16 protein-coding genes are annotated in these 18624 nt (G+C 61.7%); 11 read left to right on the top strand and 5 right to left on the bottom strand.

Annotated elements, in window-relative coordinates; translation table 11 throughout:
* Positions 1-23: 23 nt before the first annotated feature.
* On the bottom strand, positions 24-587 hold the full coding sequence (locus NZ740_09005) for a hypothetical protein (protein ID MCS6772146.1): 564 nt from the start codon (positions 585-587) through the stop codon (positions 24-26).
* A 40-nt stretch (positions 588-627) separates the two neighbouring features.
* Entirely contained in the window at positions 628-1611 is a 984-nt protein-coding gene (locus NZ740_09010) for a sodium-dependent bicarbonate transport family permease (protein MCS6772147.1), read from the bottom strand.
* A gap of 127 nt (positions 1612-1738) precedes the next feature.
* Between NZ740_09010 and NZ740_09015 the strand changes: the two genes are divergently transcribed.
* The 4 genes from NZ740_09015 to NZ740_09030 all read left to right on the top strand — a co-directional run bounded on the left by NZ740_09015 (position 1739) and on the right by NZ740_09030 (position 5076).
* On the top strand, positions 1739-2050 hold the full coding sequence (locus NZ740_09015) for a winged helix-turn-helix domain-containing protein (protein MCS6772148.1): 312 nt from the start codon (positions 1739-1741) through the stop codon (positions 2048-2050).
* Between the two features lie 82 nt (positions 2051-2132).
* Complete coding sequence (locus tag NZ740_09020) at positions 2133-3488, top strand: NCS2 family permease (GenBank protein MCS6772149.1); 1356 nt, start codon at positions 2133-2135, stop codon at positions 3486-3488.
* Between the two features lie 4 nt (positions 3489-3492).
* On the top strand, positions 3493-4236 hold the full coding sequence (locus NZ740_09025) for a rhomboid family intramembrane serine protease (protein MCS6772150.1): 744 nt from the start codon (positions 3493-3495) through the stop codon (positions 4234-4236).
* A 3-nt stretch (positions 4237-4239) separates the two neighbouring features.
* Positions 4240-5076, top strand: a complete 837-nt coding sequence (locus NZ740_09030; protein MCS6772151.1) for an ATP-dependent Clp protease proteolytic subunit — start codon at positions 4240-4242, stop codon at positions 5074-5076.
* Positions 5077-5112: 36 nt separating this feature from the next.
* Here the strand turns inward: NZ740_09030 and argC are convergent, their stop codons facing one another.
* Positions 5113-6171: an N-acetyl-gamma-glutamyl-phosphate reductase gene (gene argC / locus NZ740_09035; protein ID MCS6772152.1), complete on the bottom strand. Its 1059-nt coding sequence runs from the start codon at positions 6169-6171 to the stop codon at positions 5113-5115.
* Positions 6172-6436: 265 nt separating this feature from the next.
* Positions 6437-7135, bottom strand: coding sequence for an Hsp20/alpha crystallin family protein (locus NZ740_09040; protein MCS6772153.1), 699 nt, complete (start codon positions 7133-7135; stop codon positions 6437-6439).
* 129 nt (positions 7136-7264) lie between these two features.
* Between NZ740_09040 and NZ740_09045 the strand changes: the two genes are divergently transcribed.
* From NZ740_09045 to NZ740_09075, 7 genes are all read left to right on the top strand, one after another.
* Positions 7265-8650: an aspartate ammonia-lyase gene (locus NZ740_09045; protein MCS6772154.1), complete on the top strand. Its 1386-nt coding sequence runs from the start codon at positions 7265-7267 to the stop codon at positions 8648-8650.
* A gap of 76 nt (positions 8651-8726) precedes the next feature.
* Entirely contained in the window at positions 8727-9449 is a 723-nt protein-coding gene (locus NZ740_09050) for a succinate dehydrogenase cytochrome b subunit (protein MCS6772155.1), read from the top strand.
* 349 nt (positions 9450-9798) lie between these two features.
* On the top strand, positions 9799-11256 hold the full coding sequence (locus NZ740_09055; GenBank protein ID MCS6772156.1) for a circularly permuted type 2 ATP-grasp protein: 1458 nt from the start codon (positions 9799-9801) through the stop codon (positions 11254-11256).
* Complete coding sequence (locus NZ740_09060; GenBank protein MCS6772157.1) at positions 11250-12251, top strand: alpha-E domain-containing protein; 1002 nt, start codon at positions 11250-11252, stop codon at positions 12249-12251. The genes NZ740_09055 and NZ740_09060 overlap by 7 nt, the downstream gene beginning before the upstream one ends.
* A 9-nt stretch (positions 12252-12260) precedes the next feature.
* Positions 12261-13100, top strand: a complete 840-nt coding sequence (locus tag NZ740_09065; protein ID MCS6772158.1) for a transglutaminase family protein — start codon at positions 12261-12263, stop codon at positions 13098-13100.
* Between the two features lie 12 nt (positions 13101-13112).
* The gene (locus tag NZ740_09070; GenBank protein MCS6772159.1) at positions 13113-13877 is read left to right on the top strand and encodes a peptidase; all 765 of its coding nucleotides are present in this window, start codon (positions 13113-13115) and stop codon (positions 13875-13877) included.
* A gap of 319 nt (positions 13878-14196) precedes the next feature.
* Positions 14197-17655 carry a pyruvate carboxylase gene (locus NZ740_09075; protein MCS6772160.1) on the top strand — a complete coding sequence of 1153 codons (3459 nt, stop codon included), beginning with the start codon at positions 14197-14199 and terminating at the stop codon, positions 17653-17655.
* Between the two features lie 112 nt (positions 17656-17767).
* Here the strand turns inward: NZ740_09075 and NZ740_09080 are convergent.
* The coding region (locus tag NZ740_09080; protein MCS6772161.1) for a hypothetical protein at positions 17768-18624 on the bottom strand (857 nt) is incomplete at its 5' end.

The following is an 18624-nucleotide window of genomic DNA, read 5'->3' on the forward strand; positions in this document are numbered from 1 at the left end:
ATAGCCGGGCTCCTCTAGGATTGTTAGTTTTTCGGCCCATCATATTCCAACGAAGAATGATGGACGACAATCCGCAAATGACCCTGCTCGTCTTTGATGAACTGCCAGGTCTTGTCCACGGTGGTGATCTTGCCTTGTCGATCGGTCAGGCGCACCTTTCCCATGGTGGTTGCTGTATCGCCGTCGATATAAATGGCCGCGTTTTCGACCTCCACGTGGGTCCATCCAAGTAGGGCGAACCCTGTGTCTTCTGGGAACGCCGGATTTCCGCCGATGAAATACGACAGCGCCCCTTCTCGTGTGGTGCGGAACGTGTGGGGCGCGCGGGTAAGTGTCGGTTTGAACAGTACCGCGCCGAGTTGATACGCATAGGCCGAATCGATCAGCGCCTCGGCGCGGGCGACCGCGGCGGCGTGGCCGCCCTGAGCGAATGCCTCGCCGATTTCGACGAGACCTCGCCCCCATGCCTGTTGCGCGGCCAAGACTTCTTTTTCGCTGATGGCTCGGTTGACTACCGCAACCTCTCCGAGGGCGGAAGATGCTGCCGCTAGGAGCACGGCGGCGAGGATTCGTGCCCGTGAGTTCATGGGGCGTCTCCTTTCATGGGTTTGACTTCAGTTTCAGAATTCAACAGCCGGTGAGCCATTGCGCGAAGCTGTAGTACATCGGGAGGCCGATGAGCAGGTTGAACGGGAAGGTGATGCCGAGCGAGCAGGTGAGATAGATGCCGGGATTCGCCTCCGGCAAGGCGGCACGGACGGCGGCCGGCGCGTCGATATAGGAGGCGCTGGCCGTAATGGCCCCGAACACAAACGCTCCTCCGGCCGACAGCCCCAGCGCGTGCCCGAGGGCAACGCCGGCCAGGCCGTGCAAGGTCGGCGCGGCGATGCCCCAGGCCAGCAGTTTGGGCCCTAGTTGGACAAATTCCCGAAGTTGGCGTGCCGCGACCATCCCCATCTCGAGGAGGAACAACACCAGCACGCCATAAAATCCGTCCTTGAACACCGGCTTGATGGGCGCGAACCCCTTTTCGCCAATCACGGCGCCGATGACGAGGCCGCCGAGCAGCAGGATCACGCTGCGGCCGCGGAGCGTGTCGATCAGGATTTCTCGAATGGGCACCGACCGCCCCGCGCGCTCGCGCTTGAGGGCCATTCGCGCGCAAAACAGCGCCGTGAGAATGCCCCATTCCATAATGGTGACAAAAACCGGCATATAGGGCTCCGCCGGGTGGCCCTGTTGCGCCGCGAAATTTAGCGCCGCGAGGAAGGTCACTGACGAGACCGACCCGTAGAGGGCGGCCAAGCCCGCCGCGTTGGGGGTGGACAGCCGGAGGATGCGGCGCGCCGCCCAGAAACTCCACGTGGGGATCGCCAGTGCGACCGCGGCTGCGCCCAGCATCGGCTTCCACAGCGCCGACCACGGTTGCGACGCCAGCTCCACTCCGCCCTGAAGCGCGATCGAAAGGACCAGGTAAATGGAGATCGCATTTAGCACAGGCGGCGGGAACTCGAGTTCGCTGCGGATCAGCGTCGCGAGCATGCCGACAGCGAAGGCCAGCACAAGCGGCGAGAGCAGGTTCTGTAGCAGCAAGGCGTGAGCTTCAGTCATGAGGAGGGCTCCTTCCCGGCTCGCGCGTTGACGATCTGTCGCGAGCGAGCTAGGCTTATTTCATTCATCAATTGTGATTCGCTATTCATATTTCGCGAAAAACAATTGACGAAATATATTTCGTATCATGGGCCTGTCAAGTCGGTTGTCTGCAAAAAAAAAGCGCCCGCACGAGTGGACGTTTCTGACCAACCACTCGCATGTATTGCTCTGTCTCGCCCAACAGCCTGACATGGTGCTGCGCGAAGTGGCCGAGCGCGTGGGGATTACCGAACGCGCGGTGCAGAACATTGTGGCCGACCTCATCGAGGCGGGCGTGCTGATCCGTGAGCGCGTGGGGCGGCGGAACCACTATCGCATCGACCCGCGCCGCCCGCTGCGCCACCCCATCGAGGCCCACCGAACGGTGGCGGATCTGCTGCGCCTCGTTGAGCGCTGAGTTTCGGTCCGCGCTGCGTGCGAGGTCGCGGTGCGGTCAATCGGCGGTTGCTACACCCGGACCTTGCGGGTACAAACGCGCCATGTTTCGGAAATATGCCGAACACTATTTCCGATTGTCGTTTCACGGCACCACGGTGCGGACGGAGCTGGTCGCTGGAGCGACGACGTTCGTCACGATGGCGTATATCCTCTTCGTGAATCCGGCCGTGTTGGCGACGGATTTTGCGGGAAACCCCACTGGGCTAGACCCACAGGCGGTATTCCTCGCCACGGCCCTTTCGACGGCTTTCGCCTCGGCGCTTATGGGTTTTTATGCGAATCTTCCCATCGCTCAGGCGCCGGGGATGGGGAACAACTATCTTTTCGTGTCGGTCGTCATGGCGGTGGGGGCGCTCGGATATGCGCAGCCATGGCGCATTGCGCTCGGCTGTGTGTTTTGGTCCGGCGTTCTGTTTCTTGCGCTTTCCCTGGCGCGGGCGCGCAAGGCCATCATCGATGCGCTGTCGCCCAGCCTGCGGTCCGGCATTTCCGTCGGCATTGGTCTGTTTATCACTTTCATCGGCCTGAGAAACGCGGGGGTGATCGAGGGCAAGCCTGGCACGTTGCTCGGGTTGAACACGGATTTGGATTTTCGGGCACTCCTGGTGTTTGCGGTAGGGCTGCTGACGATGGTGGTGGCCCACGTCCGCCGGTGGCCCGGATCCATCCTCGCGGGGATCGGGGCTTCGGCGGCACTCGCCTTGGGGCTGGGTCTCACGCAGGCGCCCGCACGGTGGTTCGGTTGGCCCGAGATCCGCGAGCCGGCCGCGTTCCGGTTCGACCTGGCCGGCTCGCTGTCGTTGCAGTTTCTGCCATTCATCCTGATGCTCGCTTTCACGGACATGTTTGATACGGTGGGTACACTGGTCGGCGTCACCGAACGCGCGGGGTTGGCCCGAAACGGAGAAATTCCGAATGCAAATCGAGCGCTGATTTCCGACGCGGCAGGCACTGTCGTGGGCGCCGCGCTCGGGACCAGCACGGTCACGACCTACATCGAGAGCGCGGCGGGCGTGGAGCAGGGCGGGCGCACCGGCTTAATGGTGGTTTTCACGGCCGCCTGTTTCCTACTCTCCATTGCTGCGGCGCCCGCCGTGGAGGTCTTTGCCGGCCACCCAGCCGTGACCGCCCCGGCGCTGATTTTCGTCGGATTATTTATGTCGTTGGAAATCCGGCGCATCCGCTGGGATGATCTGTCCGAGTCGCTGCCGGCGTTCCTTACGCTTTTGCTCATTCCGCTGCTGTTTTCGATTGCGGACGGGATCGCGATCGGCATGATCGCCTATGCCGTGGTGAAAGTCGCATCGGGTCGCGCCCGCGATGTCCGATGGCCCATGTGGGTGGCCGTGGTCTTGCTGGCGGTGTTTCTAGCGACGGTTCGCGCGCGGTTGGGCTGATTCCATGTTTCCGCTTCGCGACACCATTCCAAGTCGTTGCGCGCCGATTGCCACGTGGGCGATTATTGCGGCCAACGTGGTTGTGCACGTTCTGGCGTCGCTGCTGCCGCCCGACGCGCACGAGCTGGTGATCCGTGTGTTTGGCCTCGTTCCCGCGCGAATTCTCGATCCGCTCTGGCAGGATCGCGTCGGCTGGTTTGGCGCGGGATTGCCGCTGTTGACGCACATGTTTCTGCACGGCAATTGGGCGCATCTGATCGGCAACATGTGGACCATGTGGATTTTCGGGGATAACGTCGAGGATCGCATGGGCCCGGGCCGTTTTCTGGCCTTTTACCTGCTCTCCGGCCTCGCCGCCGCACTGGCCCAGGTTTACATGTTTGCCGATTCGAACATCCCGATGGTCGGCGCGTCCGGCGCCGTTGCCGGCGTGCTGGGCGCCTACCTTATTATGTTCCCCCGATCGGAAGTGATCACATTGGTGCCGATCCTGTTCTACCCGCTCTTTTTCTCGCTGCCCGCGGTCACCTACCTCTTCATCTGGTTCTTCACGCAGATCTGGTCTGCGGCGATTGAGGGCCTGCTGCCGCGCACGCACGGCGGCGGCATCGCATGGTGGGCGCATATTGGCGGGTTCGTATTCGGCCTCGTGGCGCATCCGTTCTTCCGCGCGAGTCGGCGATGCCGGCCGCGCCGATTTGAACAGGACGAGTTCGGCATCGAGGGCGCCTGGCGCCCGTGGAGGTAAGCGATGGATTTCGGCCAGATTTTCTGGATGTTTTTTATCCTGACCGCGCTGCAGCCGGTGATCCGTCAGCGCATGCTCGAGGGAGCGCGCCAGCGGTTGATTGCGCGCATCGAGAACCGACGCAAATCGCGCGTGATCCTCCTGGTGCACCGGCAGGAAACGATGAGCCTGCTCGGCTTTCCGATCATGCGCTACATCGACATCCAGGACGCGGAGGAATTGCTGCGCGCGTGTGAGATGACGGACGAGTCCGTCCCTCTGGACATTGTCCTGCACACCCCTGGGGGCTTGGTTCTGCCCTCGCTCCAGATCGCGCGGGCGGTCCGCCAGCACAAGGGCAGGGTAACCGTCTTCGTCCCGCACTACGCAATGTCGGGCGGCACGTTGATCGCGCTGGCGGCGGACGAGATTGTGATGTCGCCGCATGCGGTGCTCGGGCCCGTCGACCCGCAGCTCAATGGGATGGCGGCCGCGTCCATCCTGAAGGTCGTTGAAAAGAAACCGGTCTCGGAAATTGATGACCAGACACTGATGCTTGCCGACAACGCCGCGAAGGCCATCGCACAACTGAAGGACGCGGCGCGGGAACTGCTCACGAGGACCCTGCCGGTGGAAAAGGCCGAGCCGCTGGCCGCGCTTCTCGCCGGAGGGGAACGTTGGACGCATGATTTCCCGATCACCGCGTCGATGGCGCGGGAGCTTGGCCTAAACGTCAGCACCACCATGCCGCGCGATGTGATGCAGCTGATGAGCCTTTATCCGCAGCCGAAGCGCGGCACCGCCAGCGTCGAATATCTGCCCGAGCGCCGCATCGGCCGTCCACGCGCTGGCGGTTCGTGAACGAGGGGAGGACGCCCCCTGTAGAAGGTCTCTGGCCTACGGGTACTGGCCGGGACGGTCCAGCCCCATCGTCTCTGGAAAGCCGAACAGGAGATTCATGGTTTGCAAGGCGTTACCGGCCTGGCCCTTCATCAAGTTGTCAATGTGCGAAATCACGCGCAACTTGTTGGTGCGTTCGTCGACATCGACGATCAAGTTGCAGTAATTGCTGCCGCGAACGTGGGCCGTACCAATGGCGGCGTTGCGGTCATAAATTCGGACGAAGATGTTCCCCTTGTGGAAGTCGCGGTAGGCGTCCATGACCTCCTTGCGCCCGATACCGGGGCGCAGTTCCCCATAGAGGCAGGAGAGAATGCCGCGGCACGCCGGCACCACCTGCGTCGTAAACGTGACGGCAACTGGCTGACCGGCCAGACGGCTCAGTTCGCGCTCGACCTCAACGACATGCTGATGACCCGTCAGCCGGTACGCATTCATGTTGTCGTACCGGGCGGGGTAGTGAAAGCTCGGATTCGGCTTTTTGCCCGCGCCGCTGACGGCGCTCTTGCAGTCACAAATGAGGCTGTCGAGTTCGACCAGCTTGTGCGCCACCGCCGGAGCGAGGCCGATTTCCACGCCAACGGCGAAGCAGCCGGGATTCCCCGCCAAGCGAACAGATCCGTTCAACTGGGAGCGGCGCAGCTCCGGAACGGCGTATACGGAGAGCGGCAACAAATCGGGCGCCTTGTGTTCCGTGGGTTTTCCCAGCCGGCGCGCATACTCCGCGTATTCCTCTGGCGTTTGGAACCGGAAATCTCCGCTGTAATCAATCACTCGGGCCCCTTTCTCGAGCTCGGCGCGCGCGCCGGTCATTCCAACGCCGTCGGGCGTAGCGAAGAAGACGACATCGGCCGGCTCCTGCGCTGCCGGATCGTCCGGCTTCAAAATGGGCAGGTCGATGAAGCCGTCCAAGTGTGGATAGAGCTCGCTCATTTTCATACCGGTGTCGGCCGCGGCAACGAGCGTCCGGATCTTCACCTCGGGGTGCCCGAGCAGCAGTTCGGTGATGCCCACGCCGCCGTATCCGCCCGCGCCGATGATTTTTGCCGTGATCATGGAGCCTCCGTTCGATGTTCGCGCGCATCATAGGACAGCCCTCGCGGGGCGCCATCCGAAAACGCGGGAATCGACGCGCTAGATCCAGAATCGGGCAGATGATGTCCGTAAAAATGTCGCTCGGCCAGCGCCCTGTAGGCAGCGCCTGCGGCGGCTGGGCCGCCGCAAACAAAAAAAGGGCGCGCGCGGCATCTTTTCGGGGAGGGAGAAGGAGGAGGCGATGCCTTTCGCGCGCCCAAAAATTTCCTTCGCCAAAGGCGCCGCGTCAGAGAACAGTCACTCGGCGAGGCTCGTCTCCGCGCGTCGCCTTGGGGACGACGATAGTCAATACGCCGTCCACATATTTCGCCTCCATATTATCACCCTGCACGGGACCCGGCAAGACGAGAACGCGCTGAAACCGACCCGTGCGTCGCTCTTGCCGGATGATCCTGCCGGAAGGGTCCCGCTCATCCTTCACTTCGGCGGTCTGGCCGGAGACGCTGAGGGTCTGGCCGTTCAGATTCACCGAGATTTCGGATTTGTCCACGCCGGGCAGATCGATGCGGACAATGTATTTGTCGCCTCGGTCCTCAATGTCCGCGCTCGGCGAGAAGAGGCGGGGCGCCAGTCGATCCCTCGCGCCAAACGGCGAGGAGCCAAACCGCCGGAAGGACTCGTCGAACAGCCGCATCATCTGCTCGCGGATTCGTTCCATTTCCGCGAATGGATCTCCCAGAGGACCTGGGAAAGGATCTGCGAACCAGTCATCCCGATCCGGTTGCGTCGGCGTTTGGACCGACGGGTTTGCGCCGGTCCGCTGGCCTGGGGAGACGGACGGTTCTGTCCGCTCGCTTCGGACCGCGAGAAGCCCCTGATTGAGTTGCATCTGGTAGAGCACGTAACCCTGGACCGCCACGGCCGCAATCAGAAGGGCCAGAATCGCGCCGACGATCCAAGGGCCGAATTTTCCCACTTGAATCATCGTAATCTACCTCCTTTCGATCTAATTTGACCGGCCACGGGGCTGGGGCGTTGAATCGTGCCGCTGCCGCGATGTTTTCTTTGCCCGCGGCGCCGCAGCGGATATATTGCAGAAGATTTCGGAGGACCCATGAGCGCAACGCGCCTCGAAAAGGATTCATTCGGCGAGCTTGCTGTGCCCGCCGATGCTTATTACGGCGTCCACACGTGTCGCTCTCTTCAAAATTTCAATGCGGCCGGAGAGCCCGTTCCCCGAGAAATCATTCACGGCATCGTCAAACTCAAGCTTGCCTGCGCAAAAGCCAACCATCACCTCGGGCTGCTCGATGACAAGAAAACCGGAGCCATCCTCGCAGCTTGCGAACGAATTCTGAGGGGCGAACTCGACGATCAGTTCCCGATCGATTGTTTCCACGCCGGATCGGGAACATCCTGTAACATGAATGTCAACGAGGTCATCGCCAACGTCGCCAACGAAGCTCTCGGCGGCCGGCGCGGCGACCGCGGGCTGGTCCACCCGAACGACGACGTCAATAAGGGCCAGTCCACCAACAACATCTTTCCCTCGGCGATCCGCGTGGCGAATGTGGATCTCACCAAAAATACGCTCGCGGCCCTGCGCCAGCTCATCGCGCGGTTAGAAGAGAAGGCGGCGGAATTTTCCGACGTGATCAAGAGCGGTCGCACGCACCTTCAGGACGCCGTGCCCATGACGCTAGGTCAGGAGTTTGGCGCATGGGCCCATGCGCTGAAAAAGGCGGCGCGGCGCATCGAGGAGGGTCGCGATAAACTGCTCGAAATTGGAGAGGGTGGCAATGCGATCGGGACAGGGATCAACACCAAAAAGGAGTTTCGCCCGCTGATCGCGAAATATCTCGCCGAATACACGGGCGATGCGTATCGGCCCGCCGAAAACGGCATCGAAATCACACAGTTTCTGACCGACAAGGCCGAAATGTCCGGTGCCCTCCGGTTGGCCGCGATGGACATCAATAAGATTTGCAATGATCTCCGGCTGCTCTGCTCCGGGCCCAACACGGGATTGGCGGAAATTGTCCTGCCCCCCGTCGAACCGGGCTCTTCGATCATGCCCGGCAAAATCAACCCGAGCATTGCCGAGGCGACCAACATGGCGATGATGCAAATCATGGGTCACGACGCAGCCGTCCAAATCGCTTGCGGCGCGGGCCAGTTGGAACTCAACACGCACATGCCGCTCATTGGTCTCAACATGGTCAAATCGCACCGCATCCTTGCGCGAGCAGCTGTCTCGCTGGCGGAAAAATGCGTCGCCGGAATTCGGGCAAACCGGGACCGCTGTTATCAATATTTCGAGACCAGCGGCGGCCTCGCCACGGTGCTGAATCCCATTTTGGGCTATGACAAGGTTGCCGCGCTGGTCAAGGAGGCGCTGGCGACCAAAAAGACCGCAAAACAGTTGGTCGTCGAAAAAGGGCTCATGACCGCCGATCAATTCGACGAGCTGGTCAGGAACAGTACCGGTCCCAACTTGTGAGGTGTGACGCGCCGCGAATGACATTCGCATCTTGCATGAAGGTTTCATTACGGAGTTGGCTTGGTCAGGAGTTGCAATGAGCAAACCTTGTTTTCTCTGTTCCTCTGTCGGGCGAAAGGTCGTTGCAGCCATTTCGGGCATCGCGTTGATGCTCTTCATCGTCGTGCACCTCGCAGGGAATCTGACCTTGCTCGTTCCCGACCAGGGGGCGACGTTCAATGCGTATGCACACAAACTCAACTCCCTGGGACCGCTGCTGTGGGTCGCTCGCGCGGGGCTGTTGATTTTCTTTCTGGGCCATGTGATTACGGCGATCGGCGTCCGCCTCGACGAGCGTCGTCTGCGGCCGATCGGATACGAGTTGCGCGCCAGTAAGGGCGGTCCGAGCAAACAAACCTGGTCGTCGAGGTCAATGCTGATCACCGGTCTGATCCTCTTGGTGTTTGTGCCGTTCCACATATGGATGTTTTCGCTTAACCAGGGTGCGCCGCACGCGAGGGTGGTTCAGGATGGGGTTGAAATGAAAGACGTCTACCTTGCCGTCGTGAAGGGTTTCAAAGATCCTGTGAAGGCGTGGGGCTATGTGGTCGTGATGGTGCTGCTCGGATTCCACCTTCGCCATGGATTTTGGAGCTCTCTCCAGTCACTCGGCGCACTGAGTGCAAGGTGGACGCCGGCAATTTATGCGGCGGGTCTGGTGTTCGCGCTGCTCATGGCGATCGGTTTCCTGATTTTGCCCCTCTACATTCTGTATGCCGGCCCGGACCCCGCGACACTCCGATTGGCCGCTGGGGGATGAGGGTCAAGCCGTCTTAGGCCCTTCGTCGAAATTCAGCGTTTTCTCCTGCGATCGCGGAGATCAGGGGTAGGCCGTTTCATCGGCCACGACCGAACAGAATCGGCCTGTCCTCTGGCGACTTCCTCACGGCTGCCAGGCTTGGGGAGAGGGAGCGCCTCATGTTTTAGCGGAGCGACAAGCGCGAGGCCCGGATCACATCTTGATACAATTTCGTAGCTTTATTCAAATAATATTACAAGAATGTTTTTCCGGTTCGGATTTCAGCAGAGCCCGTGTTTCATAACCTACTGAACAACAGTTTCTTGCGTTCTAATCACCGCATGGCACGGAGATTGCTTGCCATTTCGGCGTGATTTCTCCGAATTCATTGAATGAATTCCATTACGATGAGATCGGCGCATATGACGAATTAATCGAAGGAGGCGAATTTCGTCCCCATGCCCGGGCGATTGGCGAGATGTTGCTCGCGCAGCCCTGGGAGGTTCTGGTCCGCCATCAACAATCCGCCGAGCGGATGATGCGCGATCTCGGGGCGACCTTTACCGTCTACGGGAATGCGGAAGGGACGGAGAAGATCCTGCCGTTTGACATCGTGCCGCGGCTGGTGACGGCGTCTGACTGGGACCGGATTGAGAGGGGGCTGATCCAGCGCGTCGAGGCCCTTAATCTGTTTCTGCAGGATGTATATGGCGCCCAGCGGATGATCAAAGAGGGGCGGATCCCCGCCGAAGTGGTGCGATCGGCTGCGCATTTTCGGCAGGAATGCGTGGGTCTCGAGCCTCCGCTGGGTGTCTGGTGTCACATCACCGGTACAGATCTGGTTCGAGACGAAAAGGGCGATTTTTACGTGCTGGAAGACAATCTGCGCTGCCCGTCGGGCGTCTCCTATGTGCTGGAGAACCGCCGGGTAATGAAACGCATTTTTCCGGAGCTATTCCAGCGGCTGGGCGTGCGGCCCGTCGAGGATTACCCCGACCGCCTCCTCGATGTGCTGCAGGCGATCGCGCCAGAGCACCGAGCCAAGCCAAGCGTTGTTGTCCTAACCCCTGGACCCTACAACTCGGCGTATTTCGAGCATTCGCTGCTCGCGCGGGCCATGGGCGTGCCGCTGGTACAGGGCGAGGACCTTATGGTGCATCAGGGCCGAGTCCTCCTGCGGACGACAAGCGGCTTGGAGCCGGTCGACGTCATCTATCGTCGAATTGACGACGATTTTTTGGACCCTTTGGCCTTTCGGCCCGATTCGGTGCTCGGAGTGCCCGGACTGATGGAGGCCTATTGCAGCGGAGGCGTTGCGATCGCCAACGCGCCGGGGACGGGCGTCGCGGACGACAAGGTTGTCTACGCCTACGTGCCAGAGATGATCCGATTTTTTCTGGATCAGGAACCTATCCTGCCCAACGTCCCGACCTATCTGTGTTGGGTCGAATCCGACCGGAACTACGTCCTCGAGCACATCGACCGACTGGTCGTCAAAGCGGCCAACGAATCCGGCGGATACGGCATGTTGATCGGGCCGGTGGCGACGCGAGCGGAACTGAATGACTTTCGCAACCGCATCCGGGCGGCGCCGCGGAATTACATCGCGCAGCCCGTCATCTCGCTGTCCACCGCGCCTGTCCTTGTCAAGGATCGTTTCGAGCCCCGTCATGTTGATCTCCGTCCATTCATTCTTTATGGGCATTCGATCCGCGTGTTGCCCGGCGGTCTCACGCGGGTGGCGCTGAAGAAAGGTTCGCTCGTCGTCAATTCCTCTCAGGGCGGGGGTAGCAAGGATACCTGGGTTTTGTCGGAGGACACATGCTGAGCCGGGTCGCACAATCTGTCTACTGGATCGGCCGCTACATCGAACGGGCTGAGAACATCGCCCGCTTTGCCGAGGTGAATCAATATCTGACGCTCGACCTGCCGCCAGGCGCCGGCGAACAATGGGAGCCGCTGATCGACATCACGGGGGACCGGGCCGAATTTTTCGACAGGTACGGCGAAGCGACGCGCGAGAATGTGCTGCGGTTTCTGACGTTCGATACGCGCTATGCCAATTCGATTGCCTCCTGCATCCGCCGCGCGCGCGAGAACGCCCGCTCCGTGCGCGACGTCATTACGCTTGAGCTGTGGGAGCAGATTCACCGGTTTCACGAGATGATCACAGCGGCGGCCGAGCGATTTTCCGGCGGCATGATCCCCTATGAGTTTTACTCGCAGGTCCGCAACGCGAGCCATCTGTTGCACGGATTGGCCGATGACACCATGTCCCACGGCGAAACCTGGCACTTCTTGCGCCTCGGCCGGATGCTCGAGCGAGCCGACAAGACCGCGCGGCTGCTGGATGTGAAATACTTCATCCTCCTGCCGTCCGTCGACGAGGTCGGCATGCCGTGGGACGACCTGCTGTGGTGCGCAGTGTTGAAATCCGCCAGCGCGCTGGAAATGTACCGCAAGCGGTTCGGGCGCGTGCGGCCGGATCGAATCATTGAATTTCTTATTCTCGACCGGACGTTCCCGCGATCGGCGCTCTACTGCATCGACCGCGCGCAGGGCCACCTGCATGCCATCAGCGGAACGCCGGCGGGCGCGTTCCGGACTCCGCCCGAGCAGCAATTGGGCCGGCTACACGCGCGTCTGACCTATGCCCGCCCAGAAGACCTGGTGCTCGCCGGCCTTCACGAGGTGCTCGACGAGCTGCTCGCCGACCTCAACGCCATCAGCCGGGGAATCCACGACACCTATTTTTCACCTGGGCCTGCGACCATCCGCACGGAAGCCATCCTGGTCTACAACCCGCAGCAACAGCAGCAGTAGCGCCAGCCCATGCTGTTCAACGTGCGCCACACCACGCTCTACCGGTACAGCGCGCCGGCCCTGCTGGGTCCGCATGTGTTGAGGCTGTGTCCCCAGCAGGCGCCCGGTGTCCGCGTGATTCGCTGGTCGATTGATATCCGACCCAAGCCCGTTGGCGAGACTGACTACATCGACGATGCGGGAAATTTTGTGCATGCCGCCTGGTTCGCGGGCAGTACCGAATCCCTGAGCATCGCCACCTCGATCGAGGCGCGCACGATCCCGCGCAACCCGTTTGATTTCATCGTCACGAACCCCGGCGCGCTGGTGCTGCCCGCCAAGCTGGACCACGCGCGTCTATTGGCTCCCTATCTCAAGCCGGTCCAACAAAGCGGCGCCGTTGCGCGCCTGTCGGCAAAGCTTGCCAAGCAGGCCGGGTCGCGAACGCTCGAATTCCTCCGCATCGCCGCCGAGCACCTGGCCGGATTCCACAAGACCATTCGGGAGGAGGGCCCGCCCCAACCACCATCCAAAACTCTCGCCAGCCAAACCGGCGCCTGCCGGGATCTGACCGTCCTTTTCATGGACCTTTGCCGGTGGCAGGGCCTTCCCGCCCGATTCGTCAGCGGTTACTGGCGCGGTCGCCGCCCCGTGGATCGCCACCACCTTCACGCGTGGGCGGAAGTCTATTTGCCGGGCGCTGGCTGGCGAGGGTATGATCCGACCTGTGGACTGGCCGTCAGCGACGAGCACCTGCCGCTGGCAGCGGCGCCCGCCCCCGAAGGCGCCGCTCCGGTTGAAGGAACCTACGGCGGCGGTGCTATTGAATCCACGCTGTCCTGGCAAATCCGAATCGACGTCCGGCCGTGAAAGGAGTGCTCTATGACGTTTTGCCTCGGGATGAAAGTGAAAGATGGACTTGTTGGCATTGCGGACACTCGCGTGACATCCGGCACCGAGTGCATCCGGGCCCGGAAGATCTCAACCTATTTTGGCGACCGCTATGCCTTCTTCATGATGACGTCCGGGCTCCGCTCCGTCCGCGACAAGTCCCTGACCTATTTCGAGGAGGCGCTGGATGCGCGACTCGGCGAATGCGACAGGCTCTTCAAGGCCGTGAACCTCTTCGCCGAACAGGTCCGGCGCGTCGCCAAGGAGGACCGAGAGGCGCTGATGGCCTCCGGACTCCATTTCAACATCCACACCCTTATCGGCGGGCAGATGGCCGCCGACAAGGAGCACAAGTTGTTCCTGCTTTATCCTGAGGGAAACTGGGTCGAGGTCGGGCAGGGGACGCCTTATCACATCATCGGGGCCTCCGGCTACGGAAAGCCCGTCCTTGACCGAACGCTCAAATACACCGACCCGATGCGGTTCGCCCTGAAGGTCGGCTGCCTCGCTTTCGACTCCACCCGCATCAGCGCGGCCGACGTGGACTTCCCCATCGACGTCGTGCTTTATCCGTCCGGGTCGTTCGAAATGATCGAGCACCGTTTCGAAAAACAGGACCTCGCGGACATGTCGGCGTGGTGGCAGGAACGACTTCGGAAATCCGTTTCCGAACTGCCGGAAAACTGGATGGAGACCCTGTTGTCTCGCGCCGCGGAGATCGACCCTCGACGCCAGATCGCTGTTCATCCCACCTGAAGCCGAGCTTCGCTCCCGCGGAAAGACGCCCCCCTCGACAGGGTCTGCAAGAACCACCCACGTTCCGGCACGCTTGCCAGAACCAGTCTGAACGCGCCTCCGAATCGACAGCCCGCGGTGTCTCTCGCTGGTGGACAACCGCGGCGGCCCGCACGGCGAACGGGAATCGCCATCACCGGAAACCATCGCGACCTCCTCCGCCGCCAGTGGAGAGGCCGCCTAGCGCATGTCCAGCGCAAACCGGAGGGTCCCGCGTAAATTCCGCTTTCCTTAGTGCAGAAAAATCAAAATCATCGCAGACCGTTGAGGAGCCCATTTGATGAAGACAATCCAGAAGCTTCTCGTTGCGAACCGTAGTGAGATCGCCATCCGCGTGTTCCGGGCCGCCAACGAATTGGGGATCCGCACTGTTGCGATCTACAGCCATGAGGACCGCTTCGCTTTGCATCGCTTCAAGGCGGACGAAGCCTACCTGATCGGCGAAGGAAAGGGGCCCGTCGCCGCCTACCTCGACATCGAGGGAATCGTCTCGCTGGCAAAGCGGGTGGGCGCGGACGCGATCCACCCTGGTTACGGATTTCTTTCCGAAAATGCCGATTTCGCCCAGGCCTGCGCCGATGCCGGCATTCTGTTCGTTGGGCCGACACCCGAAATGCTCAGGACCTTTGGCGACAAGCTCGCAGCCAAGCGCCTGGCCGCCCAGGTCGGCGTGCCGACAATTCCCGGAACGGAGAAACCGGTCAAGCCTGGGCCCGCGCTAAAAAAAGCCGCCGAAAAAGTCGGCTACCCGCTGATCCTCAAAGCCAGTTTTGGCGGCGGCGGCCGCGGCATGCGCGTGGTGGAAAAGCCTTCCGAGTTGGAGCCCAAGCTCGAGGAGGCGATGCGTGAGGCGGGCGGCGCATTTGGAAATCCAGCGGTATTCGTCGAGCGCTACATCCGCCACGCGCGGCACATCGAGGTTCAGGTGTTGGGCGACGGGCGAGGAACCGTGTTACACCTGTGGGAACGGGATTGCTCGGTGCAACGGCGCCACCAAAAGGTCGTGGAGATCGCCCCGGCGCCGAATCTCGACCCCGCGGTGCGCGCCGCGCTCTGCGATGCCGCGGTCCGCCTCGTCCGGCAGGTCAATTACCTCTGCGCCGGCACGGTCGAATTTCTCGTCAATGCCGACACCAATGAATTTTACTTCATCGAAGTCAACCCGCGAATTCAGGTCGAACACACCGTGACGGAGATGGTCACCGGAATCGACATTGTCCGCGCGCAGATCCTGCTTGCGCAGGGCGTACCGTTCGACGATCCACAGCTCGCGATCCCGCCCCAGGACAAAATCGAAACGCGCGGCTTTGCGATCCAATGCCGCGTCACGACAGAAGACCCCTCCAACCGCTTCATTCCCGATTACGGTCGCATTACGACCTACCGCTCCGCCGCTGGATTCGGCGTCCGCCTCGACGGCGGCACGGCCTACGCGGGCGCAGTGATCACGCCGTATTACGACTCGCTCCTGGTCAAGGTCACGACCTGGGCGCCGACATTCGAGCAGGCTATTCAACGGATGGACCGCACGCTTCGCGAATTCCGGATTCGCGGCGTGCAGACGAACATCCCATTCCTCAACAACCTTATCCTACACCCCACGTTCCGGAGCGGCCGGGCCATCACCACGTTCATCGACGACACGCCCGAATTGTTCCGCTGGCCGCACCGTCGGGACCGCGCGACCAAGCTCCTCACGTACATCGGCGAGGTCATGGTCAACGGCAATCCGGAGGTCAAGGGCCGGACCGACGGCCGCGCGCTCGAAACGCCGAAACCACCGCCCTGCGCGCTGGACCAGGCGCCGCCGCCCGGCATGCGCCAGCGCCTGCAGGAGCTGGGACCGCGCAAATTCGCCGAGTGGGTCCTTTCGCAAAAACGGACACTGATCACCGACACGACGATGCGCGATGCGCACCAATCGCTGCTCGCCACGCGCGTCCGCACCTACGACATGCTGCGCATCGCGCCGTTCGTCGCGCGCCGCCTCCACGGCCTATTCAGCCTCGAAATGTGGGGCGGCGCCACGTTCGACAGCGCGATGCGATTCCTGAAAGAGGATCCCTTCGAGCGCCTCGACCAACTGCGCGCGGCAATCCCCAATATCCTCTTCCAAATGCTGCTCCGCGCGGGCAACGCCGTCGGCTATACAAACTACCCCGATGACGTCGTCCGGCGTTTCGTCAAAGGCGCGGCGGAACACGGCATCGACGTGTTCCGGATTTTCGACTGCTTGAACTGGCTGCCCAACTTGCGTCCTGCCATGGACGCCGTGCTAGAGGAAACCCAGGCCATTTGCGAGCCGGCCATTTGCTACACGGGGGACATCCTCGATCCCAAGCGCGACAAATACACGCTCGACTACTACGTCAAAATGGCGAAGGAGCTCGAAAAGGCCGGCGCGCACATCCTCGGCATCAAGGATATGGCCGGCCTCTGCAAGCCCTACGCCGCGCAAAAACTCGTCCGCGCGCTGCGGGAGGAAATCGGGATCCCCATCCACTTCCACACGCACGACACCGCGGGCGTGCAGGCTGCCGCCATCATCAAGGCCGCTGAGGCCGGCGCCTCGATCGTCGATTGCGCCGTCGCGTCGATGAGCGGCCTGACCAGCCAGGTCAATCTCAACTCGATCGTCGAAGCGTTCCGCAACACCCCGCGCGACACGAAACTCGACATCCACGCGCTGAACGCCTACTCCGCCTATTGGGAGGCCGTCCGCAAACTCTATTACCCGTTTGAATCCGGCATGATGGCGAGCACGGCCGAGGTTTATCAGCATGAAATGCCCGGCGGCCAGGTCACGAATCTGCAGGAGCAGGCGAAGAGCATGGGACTCGGCCCGCGATGGCCCGAGGTTGCCCGCATGTACGCCGAGGTGAACAAACTCTTCGGCGACATCATCAAGGTGACCCCCACCAGCAAGGTGGTCGGCGATATGGCGCTGTTCATGGTCGCCAACAACCTGAAGCCCGAAGACCTGTTCGACGAATCCCGCAACATTTCCTTCCCCGCCTCCGTCGTCGAGCTGTTCGAAGGCCGGCTGGGCCAACCCCTCGGTGGCTGGCCCAAAGACCTGCAGCGCATCATCCTCCGCGGGAAAACGCCGATGGCCAAACGGCCGGGCGAGCTGCTGCCCCCGACCAATTTCGAAAAGGTCGCTCGGGAGCTCGAGGAGAAGATCAAGCGCGAGCCCACAGAGACGGATCTGCTGAACTATCTGATGTACCCGTCGATCTTCCTCGAGTTGGAGCAGCACCGCAGACATTATAGTGACACGTCGATCTTGCCAACCGATGTCTTCTTCTACGGCATGCGCCCCGGCGTTGAGATCACGGTCGAACTGGAGCCCGGCAAGGCGCTTATCGCCAAATTCCTGACGGTCAGCGAGCCGTCGGAAGACGGCACTCGTGAGGTGTTCTTTGAGCTGAACGGTCAGCCCCGCACCGTGCGCGTCGCCGATCGCTCGCGGAAGGCGGCTGCGCCGCAGCACGTCAAAGCCGACCCGGACAACCCGGGCCATGTCGCTTCGCCGATGCCCGGCAAGGTCTCCACCCTCACGGCGCAGGTAGGGCAGGCGGTCCAAAAAGGCGAGAAACTGCTCAGCATCGAAGCGATGAAAATGGAGACCGCCGTCTATGCGCCGACCGACGGGGTTATCAAAGAGATCCGCGTCAAACCCGGCTCCCCGGTCGAAAGCCGCGACCTTCTCCTCATCATCGAACCTCGCACCTCTTGAGCCGCCGTCCTGCGGCCGGCGTCCAAGTGCGTGACACGACGGGTGGCAGCGGGAAGGTCCGCGCTATCGGATGGTGGGGTCGCTACCTGACGCCGCAGGAACGGAGAGGAAGCTACGGATCGGATTCTTCCTCAAAATGCGCGCCGATCTGGCTCAGCGTTTCCCGCACCTTCTGATTCAGGGTCGATTCTCGGATTCCGCCCGATGGCGAGCGCGCCGTCACAATGACCTCCACCTCCAGCTCCGCGCCGTCATTCCGTAGAGGACCAATGACCCCGCGCACGACATCCGTGAGTTTGTCCCACGGTACCTGCGCATGCACCTTATAGAATCGAATGCCAGATTCGCTCGGTTGCGACGGCGAGCAGGCAGAGGCCGCTGTTTCTCTCACGGCAGTAGGTTCCGGCCCGGCTGCGACTGCACGCCCGCCTTCGGGTGGCGGAACGGCTTGGATTGCTGCCGCTCGCACGAGGATGGCCCCATCGTCCAGGTCGTCGGCCGAGAGTGCGACGCGGAAAAGGATCTCATCGCCCATGCGGATACCAAACAGGCCGTCCCGAACACCCTGCACAATAGCCTCCCGCACCACCTTCTCGCTCTCCAACATTGGCAGATGCGGATACTTCAAGAACGCCTCGACGATCTCGCCCACAGGTTTTTCGTTATCATCCGGCCGCAGCGCCTTCTCCAAGACTCGCCGCGGCGGCAACCGGCTCACCAACACATCCTCGGCGCGCAGAAAGTCCCCCACGCGTCGGGTCAGCAGCGACCTTTCCCCCACGGTCGGCAGTCCCAGATCAAACCAGGCCGCTTCCGTCCCGCCGGCCTTCGCCACGTGCCGATAGGTGCTGATTATCCGGAAGCCGATGCCGTCTTCGGCGTCCTTCATTTTGCTCATCAACCACTGCTTGTTCTCTTCGTGTAATTGCTGGTGCAGCGTCCGATCTTCACGAATTGCGCGGAGGGCGA

Source organism: Kiritimatiellia bacterium, assembly GCA_025054615.1.
GTDB lineage: Bacteria > Verrucomicrobiota > Kiritimatiellia > CAIVKH01 > CAIVKH01 > JANWZO01.